The following is a 26,469-nucleotide window of genomic DNA, read 5'->3' as shown; positions in this document are numbered from 1 at the left end:
CATCGCCCGGGCCGGAAGCCGTTCTGCCGGGGACCGCGCGGAGAGGCGCGCACCCGCGTCAGGTGCGGGAGCCCCGGGGAGCGCCGCGCGCGAGGTGCGGCGCCGGGGCCGTGCCGTGCGTGCGCGGGGGAGTCAGGCCGGAAGCGGATGATCCCGGGTGCGGGTGCGAGAGGCGCGCCGGGTCCGGCCCGTCGGGCTGGACGGCCGGCCTCTTCGCGGGCTGTCCGGCAGCCGTCGCACCGTCGCAGGCCGGCGGTCCCCGACGGCACGCCGGCCGTGGGTGGGGAGGGCCGGGTACGGCCGTCACGCCGACCGCGCCGCCCCGAGCAGCGCGCTCCAGTCGGCCAGTTTGACCACGCCGCGCCCCAGCCGCGCCCCCAGCGCCGCCTCGGCCCGTTCGATCGACAGCCACCCGTGCCAGGGGACGGGTTCGATGCCCGCGGCCCGCAGCGCCGCCAGGGGATCCACCGGTACGTCCGCGAGGGCGAGCGCGGGGGCGTCGGCGAGCAGGCAGAGCGCCGTCTCCTTCGCGCAGGGCCGGTTGGTGCCGATGACACCCGTCGGGCCGCGCTTGATCCATCCGGCGACGTACTCGCCGGCGGAGGGCGCACCGTCGCGCACCACACGCCCCGCGACGTGCGGCACCGTGCCGGTCGCCGGGTCGAAGGGCAGCCCCTCCAGGGGCACCCCGCGGTAGCCGACCGACCGGAGCACCAACTGGGCGGGGACGTCCTCGTACCGGCCCGTTCCCGTCACACCGCCGCGCCCGTCCGGCGCCGTCCGTTCGAAGCGCACCGCGCCCACCCGGCCCCCGTCCGCGAGCAGTTCGACGGGCCGCAGGAAGAACCGCAGCCGGATGTGCCGGCCGCCGGCCGCCGGGGGCCGCGCCGCCCAGCCGCGCAGCACCTCCACGTTGCGGCGCGTCACGGCCGGGAGGGCGGCGTCGTCGACCGGGTCCAGGGCCAGGTCGCCCGGATCCACGACCACCGCGGCGCCGGGCAGGGCGCCCAGCTCGCGCAGCTCCTTGGTGGTGAAGCGGGCCTGCGCGGGGCCGCGGCGGCCCACCATCTGCACCTCGCCGATCCCACTCGCCGTCAGGGTGTCCAGCGCCGCCTGCGGGATGTCCGTGGGACGCAGCTCCGCGGCACCGCGGACCAGCATCCGCGTGACGTCCACCGCGACGTTGCCGACCCCGACGACCACCGCGGAACGCACTCCGCGCAGGAATCCGGCGTCTGCCGCGTCCGGGTGGGCGCTGTACCAGGACACGAACTCGGTCGCCGACCAGCTGCCCGGCAGCTCCTCGCCCGGGATGCCCAGCCTGCGGTCGGCGGCGGCGCCCACGCAGTACACCACCGCGTGGTACAGCTCCCGCAGCCGTTCCACCGGCAGTCCGCCCGGTCCGCCCACCCGGACCCCGCCGAGGAACCGCACCCGCTCGTGCTCGAGCACGCCGCGCAGGCTGCCCTGCAGCGACTTGATCTTCTCGTGGTCCGGGGCGACGCCGTAGCGGACCAGGCCGAACGGGCACGGCAACCGGTCCAGGACGTCGACGTGCACCTCGGAGTCCAGCTGGACCAGGCTCTGGGCGGTGTAGCACCCGCTCGGCCCGGAACCGACGACGGCGACACGCAGCACGGCGGAACTCCCTGCCCGAAGGAGATGGTGTGCGGACGGCTCCAGCATGGCACCGCAGGGCCCGCCGGGGCAGGGGCCGGTGGGGTGATCCGGGCGCGCATCGGGGAGCGGGCCCGTCAGGAGCGGCTCGGCCGTTCCTCCGTCGCGAAGAACCGGGACAGATCCCGGTGCCGGGCCTCCGCCTCCCGGTCCCCGGCCGTGCCGGCGTCCGGCGGTACGCCCAGCTCCCAGTCGAGCCCGTACCGCTCGAACAGTTCCGCCCGCAGCGCCGGGACGGGCATCGGCACGCCCGGCACCAGGGCCGCGAAGACCGCTCCCATCAGCAGGGCCCGCAGCATCGGATAGTCGGCCGGGACGTCCTGGGAGCCGTACCGGGCGACGGTGTCGCTGAGCAGCTCCGACAGCCGCCGCTGCTCCGGGCACTGCACGAAGCCCTCCGCCTGGAGCAGCCCCGCCATGTGCTGGCGCATGAGCACAGGCCGGTCCCGGGCGAGGCCCAGGATCGCGTCGATGGCCCGCGCCAGCCGCTCGCGCCCGTCGTCGGTGCGCGGCTCCCGCTCCAGCCCCTCCTCCAGGGTGCGGTGCATCAGCCGGTGCACCGCGGACTGCAGCAACTGCCGCTTGCCCGGGAAGTAGTAGGAGACCAGTCCGCGCGCCGAACCGGCCCGGTCCGCGATGGCGCCGAGCGTCGTGGCGTCGTAGCCGTGCTCGTCGACCAGTTCCACGGCGGCCTGCAGCAGCCGCTCTCTGGAACGCCGTCGCAACTCTTCGTTGACGGAGGCGCTGCGCGGGGACATTCTGGAACTCCTGCGTTGACTGGCTGCCAGCCAACTATACTCACCGCAGGAGGCGCCGCCACGAGCGGGGCCTGTCGAGAGCTGCCGTTCGTCTGGGGCGACGCGGGGGATCGTCTCAGGCGGACGGCGCGGCCGGGGCCGTCCGCACCCGGGACCCGACCTGCGGGACCGGTTCGTTCAGACCACCAGGTCCAGCACCGGCCGCAGCGCGTCGGGCCGTCGCGCCACCGGAAGGTGGTCCACGAAGTGCACACGGCAGCCGAGTGCCGCCGCGCCACCGTCCGCCGCCCTGCTGTCGCCGACCATCAGCACCTGCCGCGGATCGACGTCCAGCGCCTCGCAGGCGACCGAGAACAGCCGCGGATCCGGCTTCTGCACCCCGTGCTCGTACGACAGCGCGTACGCGTCGACCCAGGCGTCGAGTCCGTACTCCCGGAAGACCGGGCGCAGGTCCCAGCCGATGTTGCTGACCACGCCCACGCCGATCCCGCGCTCGCGCAACGAGCGCAGCACCTCGGCGGCGTCCGGGTACGGGGACCAGGCGGCGGGGGACATGTGCCGCTCGTACAGGGCGTCGTGCAGCGCGGGGTCGGGCAGCCGCACCCGCCGGGACAGGCCGGTGTAGGCGGCCCGGTGCAGCTCCGCGCTCTCGTCGCGCACCGCCCAGACACCGGCGAGATCCGTCGGCAGCTCCACCGGCGCCGCACCGCCCGGCAGCGCACCGGCCGCCTCCAGCGCACGCGCGGCCTGTACGAGTTCGTGCTCGGGCAGGGCGACTCCCGTCTCGCGCAGCACCGCCCGCAGCCAGGACTCGGTGGACTCGACGCGAAACAGCGTCCCGGAGAAGTCGAACAGCACGGCCGTCACGCACCGGACTCTACCCAGGCCGGTGCCGCGGCGACCCGTCCCGCCCGTCCCGCGGCCACTCGTACACCAGCACGGCCAGCGCCACCAGCAGCGCTCCGAGCAGCCAGCCGCCGAGCACGTCCGACGGCCAGTGCACACCCAGCCACACCCGCGTCACCCCCGCCCCCGCCACCGAGAGCAGCGCCGTCGCCACGGCCGCACGCCACACCACGCGGCCCGCGCCGAAGCGGCGCAGCAGCCACAGCAGCAGGCCGCAGACCACGGTGGCGGTCATGGCGTGACCGGACGGGAAGGCCGCGAAGCGGGCGGAGTCGACGGGATCCGTCCACACCGGGCGGGGCCGTCCGACGGCGGCCTTCACGGCCTGCTGCACGAGTGCCGCCAGCGCACAGGTGGCCGCGAGCCACACCGCCGTCCACCAGGCGGCCCACCGCACCACCAGCCACACCGCGGCGGCCGCGCAGAGCAGGCGCATGGTCAGCGGGTCCCAGACCCAGTCCGTCAGCACCCGGAAGACGTGCGTGACCCCGCGGTCGTGCACCGCCCAGCGGTGTGTCGTGCGGGAGACGCCGCCGTCCAGGGTGAGCAGCGGGCGCCACCGGGCGGCGACGAGGACCGGCAGCAGGGCGGAACACACGCCGAGGACGGCGGCCAGGAGGGCCGCGGCGCGCGGCGCGCGCGGTCGCGGCGGCGGTGCGGCGGGCCGATGGTGCATGCCGCGATCCTCGCCGACCGGGCGCCCACGGGGCCAGCGCGGCGGACGGCGGCCGGGTGCCGCGCCCTCGCGGCGGGGCGCCCGGCCGCCGCGGCCTCCGGTGGCCGCTCGCCGGCCGGAGCCGGGCGTCGGCTCCCGGGACGGGTTCCACCGGCGCGCGCAGCGGCCGGCACCGGCGCGGCGGCGGCCGCCGGACGCGGCCGGAGAGGGAGACGGCCCGCAGGGCCCGGCAGCCGGTGCACCCGCCACCGGATGTGCGCCCGTGCGGCGGCGCCCGGTGAGCGCGGCGGCGCCCACGGGACGGTCGTCGGCGCGGGTCGCCGCAGGCGGCGCCCGCGTGTGACGCTGCCGGGGTCCGGGGCTCACATCGCCAGGAGCATCGCCACCATGCCGATCCCCATGGACAGCCGGCACGCCCGGGCGAGCTCCGGGCGGTCGCCCCAGCGTGCGCGCGCGCCACCGCTGCCCGTCCCGGCCGCGGGGACGGCGGCGGGCACCAGCCGGGCGCCCGAGAGCAGCACGTAGCCCATGAAGTAGACGAGGAGGGCGCCGGTCACCGGCGGCACCCCCGGGGCGCCGTGCGCGTGGTGCGCGGTGGGCGCGGCGGCCATGGCCACGGACATGTACACCATGGCCGCCGCGCCCACCGCGTGGTGCAGATGGTGCGCGCCGGCGCGTGCGGACCACAGCGCGCGCAGCGCCGCCGCGCCGAACACCGCGGCGTACACCGGCCAGGCCCACCGCGGCGGCGCGTACACCGCCGCCGGCACGGCCATCACGGCCATGCCGAAGCCCATCAGCGCCTCGCCCCCCGCGGCCCGTCGCTGTTCCTCGACGCCGCTGCGCATGCGCAGCAGGCAGTAGGCGCCGGTCGCCGCACACAGGGCGACCAGCGACCAGGCGGTCGACACCGGTCCGTGCACGCGCACCTCCCAGCTGGACGTCGGTCCAGGGGTCGATGCCCACGGCACGCGGAGCGCACGCGAGCGCAAGGCGGCACACGGGGAGCACTCGGCGGAGCACAGCCGGTGAGCGGAGGGCGCGAGCAAATGTTTCACGAGTAAAACACATGCTAAATTAGTTGGTATGAGCAGTGCGACCCCCCGCCGTCTTCCCCTCGCCGGAGTACTTCGCCTCGGGCGGCCCTCCGACATCTGGTTCAAGCCCGCGCTGAGCGTGGTCGCCTCCATAGCCCCGCCGAACCTGGCCCTGCTGGCACTCGGCCGCCTCGACCTCGCCATGTACACGATGGCCGGGTCCCTGTGCGCCCTCTACGCCCACAACCGGCCCTACGCCGCCCGCGCCCGCGTCCTGGTGTGGGTGGTGCTCGGCATGGTCGGCGGCCTCGCCCTGTCCCTCCTCGCGGCGTCGCTCACCTCCGACGCCGTCGTCCTCGTCACGGTCGGCGCGCTGGTGGCCGCGGCCCAGAAGGCCGTGTGCGACGCGACCCGCCTCGGACCGCCCGGGAACGTGGTGCTGACCTTCATCAGCTCCGCCTCGCTGTTCGCACCGCAGACCCTCGGCCAGGTGCCGGGACACGTCGCGCTGGCCCTCGCCGCCGGTGCCTGGGCCTGGCTGGTCGGCATGGCGCCCGGCCTGCTCCGCCCGCACGGGCCCGAGCGCCGCGCCACCGCGTCCGCCCTCGCCGCCGCCGCCGCGTACGCCGACACACGCGGCACCGCCGACGGCCACGCCCGGGCCCGCGCCGCGAGCGCCGCCGCCATCCACGCCGCCTGGCAGTCGCTGCTCGCCGCGGGCGCCCGCCCCGACCGCACCCGGCGCGACCTGGAACGGCTCCTCGTCCGCGCCGAGATCGCCCTCGCCGCACCCGCCGACACCGACCCCGCGCGGCTGCGCGCGTGGGCTCGCGACCTGCGCGGCACCGGCCGCGTCCCACGCGTCGCGCCCCCGCGCGAATCCGCTGGCGAACTGCTCGGCGTCGCCGCCGAACTCGCCCTCCCCGAGCGGCCGCTGCGGCACCGCCTGGCCCCGCTGGCACCACTCGCCGCACGCACCGCGATCGGCTGCGCGCTGGCCGGCTACGCCTCCCTCGCGTTCGGCGTCGGCCGCCCCTACTGGGCGCTGGTCACCGCGGCCTCCCTCTACCAGGTCAACATCACCCTCACCTGGAGCCGGGGCGTCCAGCGCGTCGTCGGCAACCTCCTCGGCGTCCTCCTCTTCGCCGCCCTGGCCCCGCTCACCGATCTCCACCCGGCCGCCCTGGTCCTGTGCTGCATGGCGCTCAACTTCGGCGCGGAAGCGCTGATCGGCCGCAACTACTGGCTCGGCACCGTCTGCGTCACCCCGATGGCGCTGCTGATCACCGAGTTCGCCCGCAGCCAGGACACCGGACAGCTGATCACCGAGCGGGTCGCGGACACCCTCGTAGGCGCGCTGGTCGGCTTCGCCGCGGCCGTCGCCGTCACCAACCGCCGAGCGGGCGACCGCCTGGAGCGGGCCCTGACCACGGCGGAACGCGCCCGCGAGAACACCGCCCGCCTGCTCGCCGAGCCACATCCGGCGCCCCGCGCCCTGGAGTCCGCCCGCCGCGCCCTCGCCGCGGCCCTGGTCGACCTGCGCGCCACGGCCGACGCGGCCTCCGGCGAGTGGTGGCAGCGCGCCCTGCCGGAGGAGCGGGTCGTGCTCACCGAGCGGTCCGGACACCGTACGCTCGCCGCGACGGTACGACGGCAGGGCCTCGTTCCGCAGGACCACGACCCCGGCAGGACGACGGAGGACATACGGCCATGACGGCGACGAACGGCCGGTCGGCGCCCGCGGCCGACGCGACCGGTGCGCGACCGCCCCACGCGAGCCCCGCGGCCGGCGCCGCCCGCGGCGACACGGTCGCCGCCGTCGTCCGGCAGTGGCGCACCGTGCACCCGCGGCTGGACACCGGGCCCATGGAGGTCATCGGCCGGATCAACCGCTGCGCCGCCCTCCTCCAGCAGGCCGAGGACGCCCCGTTGCGCCGGGCCGGTCTCAGCCGCGCCGAGTTCGACCTGCTCGGCGCGCTGCGCCGCACCGGCCACGAACTGACACCGGGAGAACTGGCCCGGGAGACCTTCTCCTCCGGGGCGGCCGTCACCAAGCGGCTCAAGCAGCTGACCGAACGCGGGCTGGTCGAGCGTCGCGGCGACACCCGGGACCGCCGCGTGGCCCACGTCCGCCTCACCGACGCCGGCCGTGACCTGGTGGACGGCATCCTCCCCGAGCAACTCGCCTACGAGACGGCCGTACTGTCCGTCCTCGCCCCCGACGGGCAGGGCGAACTCGCCGGTCTGCTCGCCGAGCTGCTGAGCCGTCTGGAGGGCCGGGCGGCGGCGCTGCGCGCCTAGGTGTGCTGTCCGGACAGCACACCTGGGGGCCTGTGCCTGGCATCTCCGGTCGTCCGCGCCGTGGGCGTCTTTAGAAAACGCCCAGGCCCGCCTGTCATATTCATGACGTGCGGGACGAGTCCCGGCATCGGTCAGGCGTCCCCACCTGCCCCTTTCCGCCCCGCCACGCCCAGCACACGAGACCGCGGGCCGGAGCGCGACGGACGGAGACAGACCGCATGACCACGCACCAGACCACGTCACTCCTCGTCGGCCTCGCCGCCATGGTGCTCCTCGCGCGACTGCTCGGCGCCCTGGCCCGGCGGCTGGGCCAGCCCGCGGTGATCGGCGAGGTCCTCGCCGGCATCGCGCTGGGACCGACCCTCTTCCACGGGGCGGTCTCCGACGCCCTCTTACCCGAGGACACACGGCCCCTGCTCGGCGCCCTGGCAGCGGTCGGTGTCGCCGTCTTCATGTTTGTCGTCGGACTGGAGTGGGACGTCGCGCTGATCCGCGGCAGCGGGGCCATCGCCCCCTTCGTCTCCCTGAGTTCCATCCTGCTGCCCTTCGGCCTCGGCACCGCCCTCGGGCTCTACCTGGCGCACGACCACGGCACGGACGACAAGACGGCCTTCATGCTCTTCATGGGCATCTCCATGTCGATCACCGCGTTCCCGGTGCTGGCCAGGATCCTCACCGACCGGGGCATGGTCCGCACCCCCCTGGGCGTGGTGGCGCTGGCCTGCGCCTCCATCGACGACGTCCTCGCCTGGTCCCTGCTCGCGGCCGTGGTCGCGATCAGCGGTTCGGCGGGCCCCGACCAGTGGCGGATCCTGCTCGCCGTCCCCTACCTGCTCGGCATGCTTCTCGTGCTGCGCCCGGCACTGCGCAGGCTGGCGGAACGCCGGGCCCTGCAGCGGCTCACCCCGACCGTCCTCGCCTGCGTCCTGGCCGGGCTGCTGCTGTCCGCCGCCGCCACCGAGTGGCTGGGCCTGCACTACATCTTCGGCGCGTTCCTCTTCGGCGTCGTCCTCCCGCGCACCGGCACCGAACGGCTGCGCCGTGAGGTGCACGAGCGCCTCGGCGAGATGAGCGGCACCCTGCTCCTGCCGGTGTTCTTCCTGGTCGCCGGCCTCAAGGTCGACCTCTCCGGGATCGACGCGAGCGGGCTCGGGGACCTCGGGCTGATCCTGCTGGTGGCCGTGGGCGGGAAGTTCGCCGGAGCGTTCGCCGCCGCCCGCCTGAACCGGATGCCGGTGAGGCAGTCGGCCGCGCTCGCCACGCTGATGAACACCCGCGGCCTGACCGAACTCATCGTCCTGAACGTCGGTCTGCAACTGGGCTTCCTCCGTCAGGAGCTGTACTCGCTGATGGTCGTCATGGCCGTGGTGACGACGGCGATGGCCGGCCCGCTGCTGACCTGGCTGCTCGGGCGGCCCACCGGCCACGACGCCACCGGGGCGGGACCGGACGCACCCGCCGGGTCCCTCGGACTCACCGACTCGCCCCAGCGAGCGAGCGGCCCCGCGAGCCCGGCGTGACCGACGGGGCCTCGGGCCCCCGTCGTGACGTCCGTCCGATCCCCGGACGCCGCGCCCGCGGATCGCGCCGCACCGCCGGGCGCGGGCCGTCCGGCACGAACTCGGGCCCCCGGCCATGGGTCCCCGGCCATGGAAACCGCCTGCCCGTGGTCGCGGCCGTGGCGCTCCGGTGACCGGTGTCCCAGCCTGAACCGGCCCGGGGAGCCGGCGACTTCGGACCCGCGAGGCGGTTCCGCACCCTGGCTGACCTCATGGCGGCTTCCACCCGGACGGGGCCCCGGCGCGTCGTGAGCGACCGTCTCCGGCGCCGCCGGCCGCGGCTGCCGGCGGCGGCTCGCGCGGCGGAACCCGTGGCCCGGGTTCCGCCCTGACGTGCGGCCCGGGTTCCGCCCGGACGTGCGGCCGCCCTCGTCAACGGCGCGTGGACCTCACAGCCCCGGCCGGTACCGCAGGGGATGGTCCGCCGGCACCTCGACCAGGACGATCCGGGTGCCGTCCGGATCGGCGATCCACATCTCGACCAGACCCCACGGCTCCCTCACCGGCGGCCGGACGATCCCGACGCCCTTCGCCCGCAGTTCCTCGTGCGCCGCCGTCGCGTCCTCGACCTGCAACCACAGCGCCATCGCGGGGGCGGCCGGCGTCTCGGAGCGGCCGGACACCTCCAGGAAGCCACCGCCGAGGAAGTAGACCGTGCCGCGTTCGGGGCCCGTGCCGAACTCCCGGTAGACGGGCAGCCCCAGCTGCTCGCCGTAGAAGGCGCGGGAACGTTCGGGATCGACGGGCCGCAGAAGTGTCCGGCTGCTGAGTACGTGCACCATGCACCCGGAGCCTAGTGGCAGCATTACGCTCAACCCTGGCTCAGCCACGCCCGAGATCGGAGACAGCCCCATGGAGACCGCCGCCACCGGACTCACCTTCCGTGACGCCACCGACGCAGACGTCGACGCACTCGTCGCGCTCGTCGAGTCGGCGTACCGCGGGGACGACAGCCGGGCCGGCTGGACCACGGAGGCGGACATCCTGGAAGGGCAGCGGACCGACCCCGAAGGCGTGCTGGAGGTCATCAAGTCGCCCGACAGCAGGCTGCTGACCGTGGAGCAGGACGGCCGGATCGTCGCCTGCTGCCAGCTGGAGCACCGCGGCGCCCACGCCTACTTCGGCATGTTCGCGGTCAGTCCCGTCCTGCAGGGCGCGGGTCTGGGCAAGACCGTCATCGCGGAGGCGGAACGCCTGGCCCGCGAGACCTGGGGCGCCACGGAGATGCACATGACGGTGATCTCGGTGCGCCACGACCTGATCGCCTGGTACGAGCGCCGCGGGTACCGCCGTACGGGAAAGACGTCCCCCTTCCCGTACGGCGACGAACGCTTCGGCATCCCGCAGCGTGCCGACCTGGAGTTCGAGCTGCTGGTCAAGCCGCTGGCCTGACCTGCGCGCCGCAGAGCGGGCGCCGGGTCACGCGGTGAAGCGGCCCGTGCGCTTGATCTCCGGATAGTCGGTCGTGGCCGCGTCCAGCTCCAGGGCGCGCACCAGCCGCAGGTGCTCCTGGGTGTTGACCACCCAGCCGATGATCCGCAGCCCGGACGCGCGCGCGTGCTCGACGATCTCCAGGGTGAGCCGGCGGATGTTCAGACAGACGGTCGGGGCCCCGGCGGCGACGGCGCGGTCCACGACGTCGGTGCCGTAGCGGCTGGCGACCAGTGCGGTGCGCACGCCCGGCACCAGCCGGGCGATCTCGGCGACCGCCTCGTCGTGGAACGAGGACACCTCCACGCGCCCGACGAGGTCCCGCCGGTGCATCACCTCGGCCAGGGCCCGGGCCGCGGCGACGTCCTTGATCTCGGCCTGCAGGGGCGTGCTCACCGCGTCCAGCACCTCCTCGAACACCGGCACCCGCTCCCCGCGTCCCGCGTCCAGGGCGCGCAGCTCGGCGAGTGTCTTCTCGGCGATCGGCCCGGTGCCGTCGGTCGTCCGGTCCACCTCCGCGTCGTGCATGACGACGAGCGCGCCGTCCTTGCTCAGGTGCAGATCGAGTTCGATCAGGTCCAGGCCGGCGTGCTGCGCGGCGACGAAGGAACGAAGGGTGTTCTCGGGCTCGACACCCATGACCCCGCGGTGACCGATGGTAAGGAAGTTCAAGGTTCGACTCGCTTCCGTCGACGGCGGATCGGCACGCGCGTGACGGGCGGACGCCGTCGTCCGCGCGGGCAGGATCGCAGCCTAATGGCCGGGACCCGCGATGACTCCGCATGTGCGCGCGGGATCGGGGCACGCGCCGGGCGCCGCCTGGCCGGTATCCGCCCCGGCCGTCACCCTGAGGTGGGCGCGTCCCCACTTCCCTTGACTGTCCGGTTCGACCGGATGACGACCGTTTCGCCCCATGCTTAGCCGCAATGAAAGTGAGCGCCGTCACGGTTTGAGGCAGGAAAAATGTCGGTGACCAAGGGTCGCAGCAGCAAAATTTCCCGGGCCAGCTCTTGCTGAGAGAAACGGGGTATGCATACGGTGTCCATACGCGAGGTTCTCCCGTGGAGGATGGGACATGACGGAAATTCTTGTGCAGGCCGGTGCGGAGGAGCAGGTTCCTTCGCTGACCAGGGTGGTTGAGCACCCGGCCTGGGCCGTGCTCAAGGATGCCGTGGAGCGGATCCGGCCATGGCAGTCGAGGGACGGATCGATCGACTTCGAGGCCGAGGGCGCGCCGCGGAGGGCCGACGCCGTCGCCGCCGTCGAGCGTGTCGTGGACGCGGTCGGGCAGCTCTCCCCGCTGCTGCCGCACGACGCGGCCTACCACGAGGCCCTCGTGAAGGACCTGGGCCGCTGGGCCGAGGGCGGCTTCCAGGTGCCCGACTTCCTGGACTCCCTGCTGGCCTTCAACCCCGCCGCGAACCGTGCGGACGGCCTGCAGCACCTGGTCGTCTTCCCGATGTACACGCAGAACGGCAACCCGGACCGCAACCTGGAGGCGGTCGTGCTGCGGATGGTCTGGCCCGAGTGGCTGGCCGAGCTGGAGCGCACCCGCTACGACAACCCGCTGTTCTGCGGCATCACGTTCGAGGACTTCACCGCGGGCTACGACACCAACTCCGCCGTGCTGTTCCCGGAGACCATCGCCGTGCGCGAGGCGCCGGAACGTTTCTCCTGGGGTGGCATCTTCTGCGACCGCGAGGCCGCCCGCTTCCGCCGGGTCACCGACGCGGCCGTGGACCTGCTGGGTCTGGAGCTGCCCGAGGACATCGCCGCCATGGTCCACGACCAGAAGCGCTGCGAGGAGGCCTTCGTCCTGTGGGACATGGTCCACGACCGCACCCACAGCCACGGCGACCTGCCGTTCGACCCGTTCATGATCAAGCAGCGCCAGCCGTTCTGGATGTACGGCCTGGAGGAGCTGCGCTGCGACCTCACCGCCTTCAAGGAGGCCGTGCGGCTCCAGGCGGACGGTGTGCCGCAGGCCCGTGACGTGCAGTACGCGGTGCTCTTCGACCGCATGTTCCGCTTCCCGGTCACCGGTGACCGCAACCGCAACTACGACGGCCTCGGCGGCCAGCTGCTCTTCGCGTACCTGCACAAGCACGACGTCGTCCGCTGGACCGACAACAAGCTCTCGATCGACTGGGAGCGCGCCCCGCAGGTCACCAACCAGCTGTGCGCCGAGATCGAGAAGCTCTACCGGGACGGCATCGACCGCCCGAAGCTGGTGCACTGGTTCGCCGGCTACGAGCTGGTCTCGACCTACCTCGCCCCGCACCCCGGCTCCAAGTGGGCCAAGGGCCCGGAGGCCCTGGACCTCGCCCAGCCGCCGCGCAAGCTCGTGGACGACGTGCTTCCGGACGAGTTTCCGCTGAGCATGTTCTATGAGGCCCTGTCCAAGAAGCTGAAGAACGTGATCGCCTCCACCAAGGGCATCACCGCGGACGGCGCCGAGCGGCTCGCCGCGTGAGCGACGGCCTCAGGAACACTGCTCAAGAGGGGAAGAACATGGTGGGGAACGGGTCTCTCAGTGGTGCGGTGATCGCGGTGGCCGGTGCGGGTGGTCCCGCCGGACACGCGACGCTGGTGCGTCTCGCCGAGGCGGGCGCGGTCGTCGTCGGTGCCGACAACAATCCGGAGCGTCTGGCGGAGGCCGTGGACGCGGCGCGCTACGCCCGCGGCGGCGCCACGGTCACCGGCGAGACGGTCGACCTGCTCGACCTGCAGTCGGCCCGTGACTGGGCCGCGCGCATCGAGAAGGACCACGGCCGCGTCGACGGCCTGGTCCATCTCGTCGGCGGCTGGCGCGGCAGCGCCAACTTCGCCGAGACCGACCTCGCGGACTGGGACCTGCTGGAGAAGCTGCTGGTCCGCACCGTCCAGCACACCTCCCTGGCCTTCTTCGACGTCCTGCAGCGCAGTGACCGTGGACGCTACGTCCTCACCAGCGCGGCAGGCGCCTCGAAGCCGACGGCGGGCAACGCCGCGTACTCGGCGGCCAAGGCCGCCGCCGAGGCGTGGACGCTCGCCATGGCCGACGGCTTCCGCAAGGCGGGGGGTGAGGAGGGTCCGCACTCGGCGGCTACGATCCTGGTGGTGAAGGCGCTGGTGCACGACGCGATGCGCGCCGAACGCCCCAACGCGAAGTTCGCGGGCTTCACGGACGTCAAGGACCTGGCCGAGGCCATCGAGGGCGTCTGGAGCAAGTCCGCCGCCGAAGTGAACGGAAACCGTCTGTGGCTGACCGAGAAGCCGTGAACCCTCCCAGGACCGACGCGCGTCGTCACCACGACCCGGAGGTCCGCGGTTTCGCCAGTGACAACTACGCCGGAGCCCACCCGGAGATCCTGGTCGCCATCGCCCTGGCGAACGGCGGTCACCAGGTGGCCTACGGCGAGGACGACTACACCGAGAACCTCCAGCGGATCATCCGCAGCCACTTCGGTGCCACCGCGGAGGCCTTCCCGGTCTTCAACGGCACCGGCGCGAACGTGGTCGCGCTCCAGGCGGTCACCGACCGCTGGGGCGCCGTGATCTGCGCGGAGAGCGCGCACATCAACGTCGACGAGGGCGGCGCGCCCGAGCGCATGGGCGGCCTGAAGCTGCTCACCGTCCCCACGCCCGACGGCAAGCTCACCCCCGAGCTGATCGACCGGCAGGCCTGGGGCTGGGAGGACGAGCACCGCGCGATGCCGCAGGTGGTGTCGATCACCCAGAGCACGGAGCTGGGCACGCTCTACACGCCCGAGGAGATCCGGGCGATCTGCGAGCACGCCCACGCGCACGGCATGAAGGTGCACCTGGACGGCTCCCGGATAGCCAACGCGGCCGCGTCCCTGAACGTGCCCATGCGCACGTTCACCAACGCGGTCGGCGTGGACATCCTCTCCCTGGGCGGGACGAAGAACGGCGCGCTGTTCGGCGAGGCGGTCGTCGTCATCAACCAGGACGCGGTGCGGCGGATGAAGCACCTGCGCAAGCTGTCCATGCAGCTCGCCTCGAAGATGCGCTTCGTCTCGGTGCAGCTGGAGGCGCTGCTCGCCAAGGACCTGTGGCTGCGCAACGCCCGGCACGCCAACGAGATGGCCCAGCGGCTCGCCGAGGGCGTGCGCGCGGTGCACGGTGTGGAGATCCTCTACCCGGTGCAGGCCAACGGCGTCTTCGCCAAGCTTCCGCATGACGTGAGCGAGCGGCTGCAGAAGCGGTTCCGGTTCTACTTCTGGGACGAGAACGCCGGGGTGGTGCGCTGGATGTGCTCCTTCGACACCACCGAGGACGATGTCGACACCTTTGTGGCGGCACTGAAGGAGGAGATGGCGCGTTAGCCGCGCTGGACCCAAGATTGCATAGGTATGCGGTCACCTGAAAAGTCATTGACTATCGGGTGATCGCGTTCCTATGCTCTGCGGGCATGGAGCTGATCCAGGAAACCGCCGACCTGTCCGCGTATCTGGCCGCCGGTGAGGCCATCGACCACGAGCATCCGCTCGTCCGGGACACCGCGGCCCGCCTGGCCGACGGTGTCGCGGACTCGTATGCCTATGCGCGAGCGGCGTACGATTTCGTGCGCGACACCATCCCGCACTCCGCCGACAGCGGCGACTTGCGCGTCACCTGGCGCGCCTCCGACGTGCTGGCCCGGCGCACCGGCATCTGCCACGCCAAGGCGCACGCGCTCGCCGCCCTCCTGCGCGCCGAGGACATCCCCACGGCCCTGTGCTATCAGCGCCTCCTGCACGACGACGGCAGCGGCCATGCCGTGCACGGGCTGGTCGCCGTCCGCTTCAACGGCGCCTGGCACCGCCAGGACCCCCGCGGGAACAAGCCCGGCGTGGATGCCCGGTTCTCCCTGGACGGCGAGCGGCTGGCGTGGATCCCGGACTCCGCGTCCAATGAGATGGACTATCCGGTCCTGTACGCTGAACCTCATCCGGCCGTCCTGGAAGCGCTGCGCGACGCCCGGGACCGGCCGCACCTGTGGAAGACGCTTCCCGACGCACTCTGAGGCGAGTCAGATGACGTTCACGCTCACCGTGTCCGACGAGGTCCGGGCCCTCGCGCCCGGCTTCACCCATGTGGCGATCGAAGCCTACGATCTCGTCAACTGGCCCAGCACCGAGGAGAGTTCGGCGCTGCTCGACACGGCCGCCCGCCGTCTCGCCGCCCGCCTGGACGGACGCGCGCCCCACGAGGACCCGCACATCGCCGCCTGGCGTGAGACCTACGCCGCTTTCGGCTCCAAGCCCTCACGCACCCGTAACTCGGCCGAGGCCCTGGCCAAGCGCGCCCTCTCGGACGCCGGCCTGCCCCGGATCAACCTGCTGGTGGACCTTTACAACGCCGTCAGCGTCGCCCACCTGATCCCGGTCGGCGGCGAGGACCTCGACCGCGTCCGGGGCGGCATGCGGCTGGTGCGCGCCCGGGGGGACGAGGACTTCGTCATGGTGGCCGGAGGCGAGGAGACCGTCGAGCACCCGGACGCCGGCGAGGTGGTGTGGTGCGACGACACCGGCGTGACCTGCCGCCGCTGGAACTGGCGCCAGGGTCCACGCACCCGGCTCACCGAGGAGACGACGTCCGGCATCTTCCTGCTGGAGACCCTCGCGCCGCTGCCGGTCGCCGAGGCGGTGGCGGCCGGTGCCGAACTCGCCGCCCTCCTGGAGAAGTTCAGCCCGGGGGCACGCGTCCAGGTGCACGACCCGATGTCCGCCGCCGCCTGACCGCCGCCCCTGACCGCCTGCCGGCCCCACCGGCCGGAGGGCGGTGGCGGCGGCCCGTGGCCGCGGACCCGGGCGCGGGAGGCAGGCGCGTCAGTGGGCCTCGGCCGCGCGCAGCTGCTCCACCGTCGGCGCCGTACCGCCGAGGTGGGCCGGCAGCCACCAGGAGTCCTCCGCGCCCTTGGGACGCGTGGGGTAGGCACGCTGGGCGGCCTCGAGCAGCTCCTGGACGCGCTCGCGCAGACGACGTGTTATGGCGCCGGCGTACTGGTCGCGCGGGGCCTCGACCGCCTCGCCGACCCGGATCGTGACCGGCGTGTGGCTGCGCTTGAAGTTGCGCGGGTGCCCCTTGGTCCACAGCCGCTGCGTGCCCCACACCGCCATCGGGACCAGCGGGACGCCCGCCTCCTGGGCGAGCCGTGCCGCACCGGACTTGAAGCTCTTCAGCGTGAAGGACTGCGAGATCGTGGCCTCCGGGAAGACGCCGATGATCTCGCCGGAACGCAGCGAGTCCAGCGCGTGGGCGTAGGCCGCCTCGCCCTGCTTGCGGTCCACCGGGATGTGCTTCATCGCGCGCATCAGCGGGCCCGAGACCTTGTGGCGGAAGACGGACTCCTTCGCCATGAAGCGCACCAGGCGCTTCTGCGGCAGCGCCGCGAGGCCGTTGAAGATGAAGTCCAGGTAGCTGATGTGGTTGCTCACCAGCACGGCGCCGCCCGAGCGCGGGATGTTCTCCGACCCCTGGCAGTCGATCTTCAGGTCCCAGACCTTGAACATCGTCTTGGCGAAACCGATGACGGGACGGTAGACCAGCTCTGCCATGGGTGGGGCGGACCCTTTCTGCTCTGCTCGGGAAAGGGGCTCCCGGCGGGAAAGCTACGCAGCCGTAGGTTTACGGCGTCTCGCAGATCGTGCCCGAAGAACGGACGGGTAGCCAGTCCTGGTGCCCCGCGGCGGCGAGATCCTCGTCACGTCCGCCCGGGTGCCGGAACGCGGCCCCTCGCGAACGGGGGCGCGCGGGGGAATCACCGGCCCCGCGTGGGTGCTGGTGACCACGGAGGACGAGCGGAGGAACGGGAGAGTGCGAGTGCGCGGGCGGGACGACGGCAGGCGGCTGGAGGCGGCCTCACTGGGCGGAGAACTCGGCGAGCGCGCCACCCTGGTGCAGTTCTCCAGCGCCTTCTGCGCGCCCTGCCGGGCCACCCGGCGCGTCCTCGGCGAGGTCGCCGCCATGGTGCCCGGGGTGACCCACGTCGAGATCGACGCCGAGGCCCGGCTGGACCTCGTGCGCGAACTGGAGGTCCTCAAGACGCCCACCGTCCTGGTGCTGGACGCCGAGGGCCGGGTGGTGCGGCGCGCCACCGGACAGCCCCGCAAGGCCGACGTCATCGCGGCGCTGGGCGAGGCGGTGTGAGGGAGTCTCAGGGCGCCCCGGGGCCGCTCCCGGATCGCGGACCGTGCTTGACTGTGCGCGCCACCTATCGTCAGTCTGACTGTATGCCGACCGAACTCCTTCTCCACGGGCGGGTCCACGTCGACCTCGTCCGCACCGCGAGCGCGCGCTGTCCGGGCTGAGTGAGCACCGACCGCCCCCTCGTGATCCCCAGCAGAAGGACAGCCACATGACGGCCACGCCCGACCTCGGCGCCCCCCGGCTCGCCTCCCCGGACCTGTTGCGCTCCACCTTCCGCCGGCACGCCGCCGGTGTGGCGGTGATCACCGCGCGCGGCGCCGGCGGCCCGGTCGGCTTCACCGCCACCTCCCTCACCTCCGTCTCCGCCGAGCCCCCGCTGGTCTCCTTCGGCATCGGCACGGGCGGCTCCAGCTGGCCCGCGATAGCCGAGGCGGACCACGTGGGCGTCCACATCCTCGGCGAGCACCAGGGCGAGCTGGCCGCGACCTTCGCCCGCAGCGGCGCCGACCGCTTCGGCGCGCGGACCGCCTGGCGCGAGGGTCCCGAAGGCGTGCCGCTGCTTGACGGCGTGCTGGCCTGGCTGGTGTGCCGGATCGTCGGGAGGGTCCCGGCCGGCGACCACCGGATCGTGCTCGCCGAGGTCGCGCTGGGCGACCCCACGGGCACCGGGCGGCCCCTCCTCTACCACCAGGGCCGCTTCACCGCCCTGCGGGATTGATCACGCCCCGCCCGGCCTGCGCGGGCGTCGAGTTCCGGTTACGCTGCGTTGCGAAGGTCACAGTTCAAAGCGCTTGCTTAGCGGGCAGGAACTGGGTGTACTGACGAGTAATATTTCGGTCGGAGCGCGCGGACGTCCCCGACCGGGATCGGCCGCTTGAGGCGCCTATGCTGCCTCCAAGAGGCAGCCAGGAACTGACGATGCAGTAGGAGAGCCGGCGTGAGCTTGAGGATCGTTGTCACTGTGAAGTACGTGCCCGACGCCACTGGCGACCGGCACTTCGCCGATGACCTGACCGTCGACCGCGACGACGTGGACGGTCTGCTCTCCGAGCTGGACGAGTACGCGGTCGAGCAGGCGCTGCAGATCGCGGAGGACGCGGACGACGCGGAGGTCACCGTCCTCACGGTCGGTCCGGAGGATGCCAAGGACGCGCTGCGCAAGGCTCTGTCCATGGGCGCCGACAAGGCGATCCACGTGGAGGACGACGACCTGCACGGCACCGACGCCATCGGCACCTCGCTGGTGCTGGCCAGGGCCATCGAGAAGGCCGGCTACGACGTGGTGATCTCCGGCATGGCGTCCACCGACGGCACCATGGGCGTCGTCCCGGCGCTGGTCGCCGAGCGTCTGGGCGTCCCGCAGGTCACCCTGCTGTCCGAGGTCTGCGTCGAGGACGGTGTCGTGAAGGGCCGCCGCGACGGTGACGCCGCCAGCGAGCGGCTCGAGGCGTCCCTCCCGGCCGTCGTGTCCGTCACCGACCAGTCGGGCGAGGCGCGTTACCCGTCCTTCAAGGGCATCATGGCGGCCAAGAAGAAGCCGGTGGAGTCCTGGGACCTGTCCGACCTCGACATCGAGGCCGAGGAGGTCGGTCTGGACGGCGCGTTCACCAAGGTCGAGGCCGTGGCCGAGCGTCCGGCCCGCACGGCCGGCACCATCGTCAAGGACGAGGGCGAGGGCGGCAAGCAGCTCGCTGAGTTCCTCGCGGGCCAGAAGTTCATCTAGGGCCTCTCGTTTGGATCATGCCGGGCTCGCCGATCCGGTCTGATCCAAAAGAAAGACCTAAAGGCCCCGCAGTCGCTGACCGCCCCTCAACTTCGTTTCGCAGGAGAGCAATCCCATGGCTGAAGTCCTCGTCTACGTCGACCACGTGGACGGTGCCGTCCGCAAGCCCACCCTGGAGCTGCTGACCCTGGCCCGCCGTATCGGCGAGCCCGTCGCCGTCGCCCTGGGCAACGGCGCCGCCGACACCGCCGCCACGCTCGCCGAGCACGGCGCGGTGAAGGTCCTCACCCACGACGCGTCCGAGTACGCCGACTACCTGGTCGTGCCGAAGGTGGACGCCCTGCAGGCCGCCCACGAGGCGGTCTCCCCGGCCGCCGTGCTGGTCCCGTCCTCCGCCGAGGGCAAGGAGATCGCCGCCCGTCTGGCGCTGCGCATCGGCTCCGGCATCATCACCGACGCCGTCGACCTGGAGGCCGGCGACGAGGGCCCGGTGGCCACCCAGTCGGTGTTCGCCGCGTCCTTCACGACCAAGTCCCGCGTCGTCAAGGGCACCCCGGTCATCACGGTCAAGCCGAACTCGGCCGCCGTGGAGGCCGCGCCGGCCGCCGGTGCGGTCGAGGCCCTGTCCGTGTCCTTCTCCGAGCAGGCCACCGGCACCAAGGTCACCGGCCGCACGCCGCGCGAGTCGACCGGCCGCCCGGAGCTGACCGAGGCCGCGATCGTGGTCTCCGGCGGCCGTGGCGTCAACGGCGCCGAGAACTTCTCGATCATCGAGGCGCTCGCCGACTCCCTCGGCGCGGCCGTCGGCGCCTCGCGCGCCGCGGTGGACGCGGGCTGGTACCCGCACACCAACCAGGTCGGCCAGACCGGCAAGTCGGTCTCGCCGCAGCTCTACATCGCCAACGGCATCTCCGGCGCGATCCAGCACCGCGCCGGCATGCAGACCTCCAAGACGATCGTGGCCGTCAACAAGGACGCCGAGGCCCCGATCTTCGAGCTCGTCGACTTCGGCGTGGTGGGCGACCTCTTCGACGTCGTCCCGCAGCTGACCGAGGAGATCAAGACCCGCAAGGGCTGAACCCCTCCCACCACGAGGCCCCCGTGACCGCACCGGTCACGGGGGCCTCGTGCATGCTGGATGGCGGCCCCGGCGGGTGTTGACCATCGGGATCACCCCGGATAGCTTCATTCAACGAATTGTTGATTCCGTAAGGCGGAAACCCGGGAGGGTGTGGGATGGGGCAGCACGAGAAGGTGGCGACGAGCCTCGCGGGCGCCGTAGGCGAGGAGATCGAAGCCCGTCTCGCGCCGGTCGACGCGGAGCTGGAGCGCCGCTACCCCGGGGACCCCGGCACCCGGCAGCCCGTCCACACCGTCTACGTCCCCGCCGACGCGTTCACCGCCGGCACCGTCCGCTCCTGGGGCGACCGGGCCCTCGCCCTGCTCGACGAACACGCCCCCGACCCGGCCTCCTTCGCCGCCGTCCTCGGCCTCCCCGACGACCTCGCCGAGCCGGTGTACTCCCGGGTCCGCGACAAGCTGGAGCGGGAACCGGTGGAGGACCTGCGCGTGGACTTCGAGGACGGCTACGGTCCCCGCCCGGAGGCCGAGGAGGACGAGGCGGCTGCCCGCGCGGCCCGCCTCGTCGCCGAGGCGTACCGGGACGGCACCGCGGCGCCGTACATGGGCATCCGCGTGAAGTGCATGGAGGCCGCGGTGCGCGCCCGGGGCATCCGCACCCTCGACGTCTTCCTCACCGGCCTGGTCGAGGCCGGGGGGCTGCCCGGCGGCCTGGTCCTCACGCTGCCGAAGGTGACGTACCCCGAGCAGGTGAGCGCCTTCGCCCGGCTCCTGGAGGCCTTCGAGGAGGCGCACGGCCTGGGCGCCGGCCGCCTCGGCTTCGAGATCCAGATCGAGACCAGCCAGTCCATCCTGGCCGCCGACGGTACCGCCGCGGTCGCCCGGATGATCCAGGCGGCGGACGGCCGCGCCACCGGCCTGCACTACGGCACCTTCGACTACAGCGCCTGTCTCGGAGTCTCCGCCGCCTACCAGGCCAGTGACCATCCGGCCGCCGACCATGCGAAGGCGGTCATGCAGGTGGCCGCCGCCGGCACCGGCGTCCGGGTCTCGGACGGCTCGACGAACGTCCTCCCCGTGGGTCCCGCCGCCAAGGTCCACGACGCCTGGCGCCTGCACTACGGCCTCACCCGCCGTGCCCTCGCCCGTGCGTACTACCAGGGCTGGGACATGCACCCCGGCCACATCCCCACCCGCTACGCGGCCGTCTTCGCCTTCTACCGCGAGGGCTTCGAGCAGGCGGCGGCCCGCCTCGCCCGCTACGCGGGGCGCGTCGGCGGCGACGTCATGGACGAGCCCGCCACCGCCAAGGCCCTCGGCGGCTACCTGCTGCGCGGCCTGGACTGCGGCGCCCTCGACGTCGCCGAGGTCGCCCGGCTGACCGGCCTGACCCGTGCGGACCTGGAGGCCTTCGCCGCACCCAGGCGCGGCGACCTGACGGCCTCCCCGAAGTAGCCGGCGCTCCGCCCCGGCGTCCTCCGCCCCGGCGTCCTCCGTCCACCGGCCCTGCCCGGCACGGTGGGCGCGGCGGCCCGGCTCAGTCGTCCGGCGGGAGTTCGCCCGAGCCGCGTGTGATCAGCTTCGTGGGCAGCTCGATGCGCTCCGGCGCGACCGGGGTGCCGTCCAGCTGGCGGAAGAGGCGCTCGGCGGCGGTGCGGCCCAGGGCGGCCGAGTCCTGTGCGACGACCGTGAGGCCGGGCTGGAGCAGGTCGGCCAGCTCGATGTCGTCGAAGCCGACCAGGGCGACCCGGCGGGAATGACCGGCGAGGACCCGGATCACGGTGACGGTCACCCGGTTGTTGCCGGTGAAGATCGCGGTGACGGGATCGGGACCGGTGAGCATCTCCCGCGCCGCCCGGCGCACCCGCTCCGGACTCGTCACGCCGAGGGACATCCAGCGCTCCTCGACCGGTATCCCCGCGTCCTCCATGGCCGCCCGGTATCCGCGCAGCCGCTCGGCCGCCGTGTGGATGCGGGGCATGTCACCGATGAAACCGATCCGCCGGTGCCCGTGTGCGATCAGATGGGCCACACCGTCGCGGGCGCCGCCGTGGTTGTCGGACAGGACGACGTCGGCGTCGATCTTCCCGGCCGGCCGGTCCACGAACACCGTCGCCACGCCCGCCCTGATCTCCGGCTCCAGGTAGCGGTGGTCGTCCCCGGCCGGAATCACCACCAGGCCGTCCACGCGCCGCGCGCACAGGGCCAGCGCCAGTTCCTGCTCGCGCTCCGGGTCCTCCGCGCTGGAGCCGTTGATCAGCAGGGCGCCGTGGGCGCGGGCCACCTCTTCGACGGCGCGGCTGAGCGGGCCGTAGAACGGGTCCGCGAGGTCCTCCAGGATCAGGCCGATGCTCGCCGTACGGCCCTTGCGCAGCACGCGCGCGCTGTCGTTGCGGCGGAAGCCGAGGGCGTCGATGGCCTCCTGCACCCGGCGCTCGGTGTCCGGGGTCACGCCGGGCTCCCCGTTGACCACGCGGGACACCGTCTTGAGGCCCACCCCGGCGCGCGCGGCCACGTCCTTCATCGTGGGACGGTTGCCGTATCGGCTCCCGGAGGGGCGTTCTGCGCGGCGGGTGGTCTCGGGCACGATGCGCTGTCCTGTCCTTGGTCCGTGTTCTCCCACGGAGTGGTACGGCGATCCATGGGCTTGTATGAGGATGTGGCGTCGAGCATAGAGCCTGGACAACGTTGTCAGACTCGGGGGAGACTGTCCACTGCTGTTCCCGGCCCTGCGCCCCCACCGCTCGACCGGCCTGCCCCTCTTTCTGGTTCCCAAGCTTCAACGGGGAGATCTGACCTTGATGCACACCGATCTCGTGGCGGCCCTGGACATCGGCGGTACGAAGATCGCCGGCGCACTGGTGGACGGCGACGGACGGATACTGGTGCGGGCTCAGGCCCCGACGCCGGCCCAGCAGGACGGCGAAACGGTCATGCGTGCCGTCGAGCAGGTGCTGGGCAGCCTCGCCGGCTCGCCCCTGTGGGGCCGCGCCGGATCGATCGGCATCGGCAGCGCCGGCCCGGTGGACGCCTCGGCGGGGACCGTCAGCCCGGTGAACGTGCCGGGCTGGCGTGGCTTCCCGGTGGTCGAGCGGGTGCGCGGCCTCACCGGGGGGCTTCCCGTGGAACTGATCGGCGACGGCGTCGCCATCACGGCGGCCGAGCACTGGCAGGGCGCCGCCCGCGGTCACGACAACGCGCTGTGCATGGTGGTGTCCACGGGCGTCGGCGGAGGTCTCGTACTGAACGGGCGGCTGCACCCCGGTCCGACCGGCAACGCCGGCCACATCGGCCACATCAGCGTCGACCTCGACGGCGATCCCTGCCCGTGCGGTTCGCGGGGGTGCGTGGAGCGCATCGCCAGCGGGCCCAACATCGCGCGCCGCGCCCTGGAGCAAGGCTGGAGCCCGGGGCCCGGCGAGGACATGTCGGCCGCCGCGGTGGCCGAGGCGGCGCGCGAGGGGGACCCGGTCGCCGTGGCCTCCTTCGAGCGGGCCGCGCAGGCGCTGGCCGCCGGCATCGCGGCCACCGCGACCCTGGTCGAGATCGACATCGCGGTGATCGGCGGCGGCGTCGGCAAGGCCGGCGACATCCTCCTCACGCCCCTGCGCAAGGCGCTCACCGACTACGCCACGCTGTCGTTCGTGCAGCGGCTGACGGTCGTGCCCGCCCAGATGGGCACCGACGCGGGCCTGGTCGGCGCGGCCGCGGCCGCGCTGGCCCGCAGACCGGACACGGCGAGCGTCTGAGCGCGAGGCCCGGCGGCCCGCCCCGCACCGGGCGGCGGTCCCCGTGTCCCGCGCGGGCCGGCGGGGAGCGGGTGAGGTCCGCGGCGCGGCGCCCGCTCGGCGGACCACCCGGGACGGTACTCGGGCGGGTGCCGCCGGCCGGCCCGTGCCGGGACCAGGCGGTTCCACGCCGGGTCGGGACGCGTGCCGCCGAAGTGAAGCGGTCGAGGCTCTCGCGCAGCCGGGCGACTGCCGCACCGGCCGCGATCGGCCGGTCGGGCCGAACCTGACCGATCCGCGTGACTCCCGGGCGCCCCGGTAGTTGATCAGGGCATGAAGAAGCGCAGCATGCTCGCCATCGCCTCCCTCGCCACGGGATTCGTCGTGGCCGCCGTCACCCCGTCCCACTCCTCGGGTGAGGCGCGCGTGGGCGACCTCACCGTCTCGGACTCCCTCGACACCGCAGGTCACCTCGTCGGCCACGAGAGCGCCCCCGCCGCCGACGACGCCGGGCAGGAGTAGACCCCGGCGCCCTGCGCGTGCGTGCCGGTGCCCCCGCCGCGGGGGCACCGGCACGCACGCGCAGGGCGCCCTAACCGGGGCGGGGTTTCCGTGGCAGGGTGAAGCGGGCAAGCCACAGGGGGCCTACAGAGGAGGGGGAGTCCGTGACCGTCGTCTGGATCAACGGCGCGTTCGGTGCGGGGAAGACCACCACCGCACGGGAACTGATCGAACTGATCCCGAACAGCGCGCTCTTCGACCCCGAGGTCGTCGGCGCGGCGCTCACGCATCTGCTGCCGGCCAAACGCCTCGCCGAGGTCGGCGACTTCCAGGACCTGCCGATCTGGCGCAGGCTCGTGGTCGAGACCGCGGCCGGGATGCTCACCGAGCTGGGCGGGACCCTCGTGGTGCCCATGACCCTGCTCCGTCAGGAGTACCGCGACGAGATCTTCGGCGGCCTCGCCGCCCGCGGGATCCCGGTACGCCATCTGCTGCTCGCCCCGGCCGAAACGATCCTGCGCGAGCGCATCGCCGGCCGGGAGGTCCCGCCGGACCTGCCCGACGGCGAGCTGCGGGTACGGCAGTGGTCGTACGACCACGTCGAGCCCTACCGTGCCGCGCTCGCCTCCTGGCTCACCGCCGACGCCCACCTCGTGGACACCAGCGCCCTGACCCCGTACGAGACCGCCGTGCGCATCGCCGAGGCCGTCGACAGCGGTGCCGCGCCCGTCTGTGACATCGTGCAGACCCCCGAGCCGACCGCCGAGACCCTCGCCGCCGGGGTCCTGCTCTTCGACGACGACGACCGGGTGCTGCTCGTGGACCCCACCTACAAGCCCGGCTGGGAGTTCCCCGGCGGTGTGGTCGAGCGCGGCGAGGCCCCGGCCCGCGCCGGGATGCGCGAGGTCGCCGAGGAGACGGGGATACGGCTGCGCGAGGTGCCCCGGCTGCTCGTGGTCGACTGGGAGCGTCCCGCGCCGCCCGGTTTCGGCGGGCTGCGGCTGCTGTTCGACGGCGGCCGGCTGGCGTCCGGCGAGGCGTCCCGGGTGCTGCTGCCGGGGCCGGAGCTGCGGGCATGGCGCTTCGCCACCGAGCAGGAGGCCGCCGAGATGCTCCCGCCGGTCCGCTACGAGCGGCTGCGCTGGGCCCTGCGCGCCCGCGAGCGGGGCACCGCGCTCTACCTGGAGGCCGGAGTGCCGGTCGGCTGACGGCTCGTCAGCTTGACTGCCCTCGGCCGGGTTCAGGGTGCCGCCGTCGCCGCGGCCGTACGCAGCGCGGCGGCGGCGCCGCCCACCACCGGGTCCCCATGGCCGAAGCAGGCCACCTCCGCGCCGAGGGCCGCCAACCGTTCCAGGGACGTGCGGAGCCGGTACCGGTCGAGGTTGAACACCCCGGGCATCACCGTCCCGTCGGCCGGTGAGGCCGCCACGGTGTCCCCGGTGAACAGCACGCCCTCGCCGGGCAGGAACAACGCGACGCTGCCGTCCGTGTGCCCGGGGACGTGCAGCACCCGGGCACCGCCGCCGAAGTCCAGCACGTCGCCGTCCGACAGTTCGGTGACGGCGGCGGGCGGGACCGGCGTGCCCACGGGCAGAAGCTCGGCCACCGCAGCCTGAATGGGTACTTCCCAGTCCGCCAACCGCGGTGGCGGACCGTCGAGTTCACCTCGCACGAACGGCGCGTCCAGGTGGTGCGCCAGCACCTCGGCGCCGCTCAGCGCGGCGAACTCGCCCGCCCCGCCCGCGTGATCGGTGTGGAAATGGGTCAGCACGATCCGCCGCACGTCCGAAGGGGCGCGCCCCAGCGCCGTGACGGCCCCGGCGATCGCCCGGCCGGAGCCGAGGGGTCCGGCGTCCACCAGCGTCAGCTCGTCGTCGTCGTCGGCCCAGAGGTAGGCCTGGCCGACCGGGAAGCGCAGGAGGTGCAGGCGGGGAAGGAGTTCGATGACGTCCATGCGC

27 protein-coding genes are annotated in these 26,469 nt (G+C 73.4%); 17 read left to right on the top strand and 10 right to left on the bottom strand.

Going from position 1 to position 26,469, the window contains the following annotated elements:
- Positions 1 to 303: 303 nt before the first annotated feature.
- The 5 genes from IE177_RS09805 to IE177_RS09785 all read right to left on the bottom strand — a co-directional run bounded on the left by IE177_RS09805 (position 304) and on the right by IE177_RS09785 (position 4,940).
- Positions 304 to 1,638 (bottom strand): FAD-dependent oxidoreductase, encoded by a 1,335-nt coding sequence (locus IE177_RS09805; protein ID WP_190014807.1) that lies wholly within the window; start codon positions 1,636 to 1,638, stop codon positions 304 to 306.
- 116 nt (positions 1,639 to 1,754) lie between these two features.
- The gene (locus IE177_RS09800; RefSeq protein ID WP_190014806.1) at positions 1,755 to 2,435 is read right to left on the bottom strand and encodes a TetR/AcrR family transcriptional regulator; all 681 of its coding nucleotides are present in this window, start codon (positions 2,433 to 2,435) and stop codon (positions 1,755 to 1,757) included.
- Between the two features lie 177 nt (positions 2,436 to 2,612).
- The gene (locus IE177_RS09795; protein WP_190014805.1) at positions 2,613 to 3,302 is read right to left on the bottom strand and encodes an HAD-IA family hydrolase; all 690 of its coding nucleotides are present in this window, start codon (positions 3,300 to 3,302) and stop codon (positions 2,613 to 2,615) included.
- Between the two features lie 10 nt (positions 3,303 to 3,312).
- A complete protein-coding gene (locus IE177_RS09790; RefSeq protein ID WP_190014804.1) occupies positions 3,313 to 4,017 on the bottom strand; it encodes a phosphatase PAP2 family protein in 705 nt (234 codons plus the stop codon).
- A gap of 362 nt (positions 4,018 to 4,379) precedes the next feature.
- Complete coding sequence (locus IE177_RS09785; protein WP_190014803.1) at positions 4,380 to 4,940, bottom strand: DUF5134 domain-containing protein; 561 nt, start codon at positions 4,938 to 4,940, stop codon at positions 4,380 to 4,382.
- A gap of 163 nt (positions 4,941 to 5,103) precedes the next feature.
- Here IE177_RS09785 and IE177_RS09780 point away from each other — a divergent pair, with 163 nt between their 5' ends.
- From IE177_RS09780 to IE177_RS09770, 3 genes are all read left to right on the top strand, one after another.
- Positions 5,104 to 6,768, top strand: coding sequence for an FUSC family protein (locus IE177_RS09780; protein WP_190014802.1), 1,665 nt, complete (start codon positions 5,104 to 5,106; stop codon positions 6,766 to 6,768).
- A complete protein-coding gene (locus tag IE177_RS09775; RefSeq protein ID WP_190014801.1) occupies positions 6,765 to 7,355 on the top strand; it encodes a MarR family winged helix-turn-helix transcriptional regulator in 591 nt (196 codons plus the stop codon). Before IE177_RS09780 ends, IE177_RS09775 begins: the two co-directional genes overlap by 4 nt.
- A gap of 218 nt (positions 7,356 to 7,573) precedes the next feature.
- Complete coding sequence (locus tag IE177_RS09770) at positions 7,574 to 8,875, top strand: cation:proton antiporter domain-containing protein (RefSeq protein ID WP_190014800.1); 1,302 nt, start codon at positions 7,574 to 7,576, stop codon at positions 8,873 to 8,875.
- 428 nt (positions 8,876 to 9,303) lie between these two features.
- On the opposite strand, the gene IE177_RS09765 is transcribed toward IE177_RS09770, so the two are convergent.
- Positions 9,304 to 9,696 carry a VOC family protein gene (locus tag IE177_RS09765; protein WP_190014799.1) on the bottom strand — a complete coding sequence of 131 codons (393 nt, stop codon included), beginning with the start codon at positions 9,694 to 9,696 and terminating at the stop codon, positions 9,304 to 9,306.
- A gap of 70 nt (positions 9,697 to 9,766) precedes the next feature.
- Between IE177_RS09765 and IE177_RS09760 the strand changes: the two genes are divergently transcribed.
- Complete coding sequence (locus IE177_RS09760; protein ID WP_190014798.1) at positions 9,767 to 10,306, top strand: GNAT family N-acetyltransferase; 540 nt, start codon at positions 9,767 to 9,769, stop codon at positions 10,304 to 10,306.
- A 27-nt stretch (positions 10,307 to 10,333) separates the two neighbouring features.
- Here IE177_RS09760 and IE177_RS09755 read toward each other — a convergent pair whose 3' ends face one another.
- Positions 10,334 to 11,017, bottom strand: a complete 684-nt coding sequence (locus IE177_RS09755) for a glycerophosphodiester phosphodiesterase (RefSeq protein WP_190014797.1) — start codon at positions 11,015 to 11,017, stop codon at positions 10,334 to 10,336.
- A 403-nt stretch (positions 11,018 to 11,420) separates the two neighbouring features.
- On the opposite strand from IE177_RS09755, the gene IE177_RS09750 reads away from it, so the two are divergent.
- From IE177_RS09750 to IE177_RS09730, 5 genes are all read left to right on the top strand, one after another.
- A complete protein-coding gene (locus IE177_RS09750) occupies positions 11,421 to 12,818 on the top strand; it encodes a DUF6421 family protein (RefSeq protein WP_190014796.1) in 1,398 nt (465 codons plus the stop codon).
- 38 nt (positions 12,819 to 12,856) lie between these two features.
- Positions 12,857 to 13,606 carry an SDR family NAD(P)-dependent oxidoreductase gene (locus IE177_RS09745; protein ID WP_190014795.1) on the top strand — a complete coding sequence of 250 codons (750 nt, stop codon included), beginning with the start codon at positions 12,857 to 12,859 and terminating at the stop codon, positions 13,604 to 13,606.
- Positions 13,603 to 14,673: a threonine aldolase family protein gene (locus IE177_RS09740; RefSeq protein WP_190014794.1), complete on the top strand. Its 1,071-nt coding sequence runs from the start codon at positions 13,603 to 13,605 to the stop codon at positions 14,671 to 14,673. Before IE177_RS09745 ends, IE177_RS09740 begins: the two co-directional genes overlap by 4 nt.
- Before the next feature lie 86 nt (positions 14,674 to 14,759).
- Positions 14,760 to 15,353 (top strand): transglutaminase domain-containing protein, encoded by a 594-nt coding sequence (locus IE177_RS09735; RefSeq protein ID WP_190014793.1) that lies wholly within the window; start codon positions 14,760 to 14,762, stop codon positions 15,351 to 15,353.
- Positions 15,354 to 15,363: 10 nt separating this feature from the next.
- Positions 15,364 to 16,068, top strand: coding sequence for a B3/B4 domain-containing protein (locus IE177_RS09730; RefSeq protein ID WP_190014792.1), 705 nt, complete (start codon positions 15,364 to 15,366; stop codon positions 16,066 to 16,068).
- A 90-nt stretch (positions 16,069 to 16,158) separates the two neighbouring features.
- On the opposite strand, the gene IE177_RS09725 is transcribed toward IE177_RS09730, so the two are convergent.
- On the bottom strand, positions 16,159 to 16,887 hold the full coding sequence (locus IE177_RS09725; RefSeq protein ID WP_190014791.1) for a lysophospholipid acyltransferase family protein: 729 nt from the start codon (positions 16,885 to 16,887) through the stop codon (positions 16,159 to 16,161).
- 202 nt (positions 16,888 to 17,089) lie between these two features.
- On the opposite strand from IE177_RS09725, the gene IE177_RS09720 reads away from it, so the two are divergent.
- From IE177_RS09720 to IE177_RS09700, 5 genes are all read left to right on the top strand, one after another.
- A complete protein-coding gene (locus IE177_RS09720; RefSeq protein WP_229816003.1) occupies positions 17,090 to 17,479 on the top strand; it encodes a TlpA family protein disulfide reductase in 390 nt (129 codons plus the stop codon).
- A 208-nt stretch (positions 17,480 to 17,687) separates the two neighbouring features.
- Complete coding sequence (locus IE177_RS09715) at positions 17,688 to 18,197, top strand: flavin reductase family protein (RefSeq protein WP_190014789.1); 510 nt, start codon at positions 17,688 to 17,690, stop codon at positions 18,195 to 18,197.
- Between the two features lie 219 nt (positions 18,198 to 18,416).
- Positions 18,417 to 19,202, top strand: a complete 786-nt coding sequence (locus tag IE177_RS09710; RefSeq protein WP_190014787.1) for an electron transfer flavoprotein subunit beta/FixA family protein — start codon at positions 18,417 to 18,419, stop codon at positions 19,200 to 19,202.
- Positions 19,203 to 19,317: 115 nt separating this feature from the next.
- Positions 19,318 to 20,280: an electron transfer flavoprotein subunit alpha/FixB family protein gene (locus IE177_RS09705; RefSeq protein ID WP_190014785.1), complete on the top strand. Its 963-nt coding sequence runs from the start codon at positions 19,318 to 19,320 to the stop codon at positions 20,278 to 20,280.
- 158 nt (positions 20,281 to 20,438) lie between these two features.
- Complete coding sequence (locus IE177_RS09700; protein ID WP_190014783.1) at positions 20,439 to 21,737, top strand: DUF6986 family protein; 1,299 nt, start codon at positions 20,439 to 20,441, stop codon at positions 21,735 to 21,737.
- An 82-nt stretch (positions 21,738 to 21,819) separates the two neighbouring features.
- Here the strand turns inward: IE177_RS09700 and IE177_RS09695 are convergent, their stop codons facing one another.
- Entirely contained in the window at positions 21,820 to 22,869 is a 1,050-nt protein-coding gene (locus IE177_RS09695; RefSeq protein ID WP_190014782.1) for a LacI family DNA-binding transcriptional regulator, read from the bottom strand.
- A 214-nt stretch (positions 22,870 to 23,083) separates the two neighbouring features.
- Here IE177_RS09695 and IE177_RS09690 point away from each other — a divergent pair, with 214 nt between their 5' ends.
- The 3 genes from IE177_RS09690 (at position 23,084) to IE177_RS09680 (ending at position 25,719) form a co-directional block, all read left to right on the top strand.
- Positions 23,084 to 24,031 (top strand): ROK family protein, encoded by a 948-nt coding sequence (locus IE177_RS09690; RefSeq protein ID WP_190014780.1) that lies wholly within the window; start codon positions 23,084 to 23,086, stop codon positions 24,029 to 24,031.
- Between the two features lie 312 nt (positions 24,032 to 24,343).
- Positions 24,344 to 24,532, top strand: coding sequence for a hypothetical protein (locus IE177_RS09685; protein WP_190014778.1), 189 nt, complete (start codon positions 24,344 to 24,346; stop codon positions 24,530 to 24,532).
- Between the two features lie 143 nt (positions 24,533 to 24,675).
- Entirely contained in the window at positions 24,676 to 25,719 is a 1,044-nt protein-coding gene (locus IE177_RS09680) for an NUDIX hydrolase (RefSeq protein ID WP_190014776.1), read from the top strand.
- A gap of 32 nt (positions 25,720 to 25,751) precedes the next feature.
- Here IE177_RS09680 and IE177_RS09675 read toward each other — a convergent pair whose 3' ends face one another.
- Positions 25,752 to 26,465, bottom strand: a complete 714-nt coding sequence (locus IE177_RS09675; RefSeq protein WP_190014774.1) for an MBL fold metallo-hydrolase — start codon at positions 26,463 to 26,465, stop codon at positions 25,752 to 25,754.
- Between the last annotated feature and the right edge of the window lie 4 nt (positions 26,466 to 26,469).

This window comes from Streptomyces lucensis JCM 4490, assembly GCF_014650035.1.
GTDB classification, from domain to species: domain Bacteria; phylum Actinomycetota; class Actinomycetes; order Streptomycetales; family Streptomycetaceae; genus Streptomyces; species Streptomyces lucensis.
The sequence above is the reverse complement of the archived record's forward strand: the minus strand, read 5'-3'. Positions and strand labels throughout refer to the sequence as shown.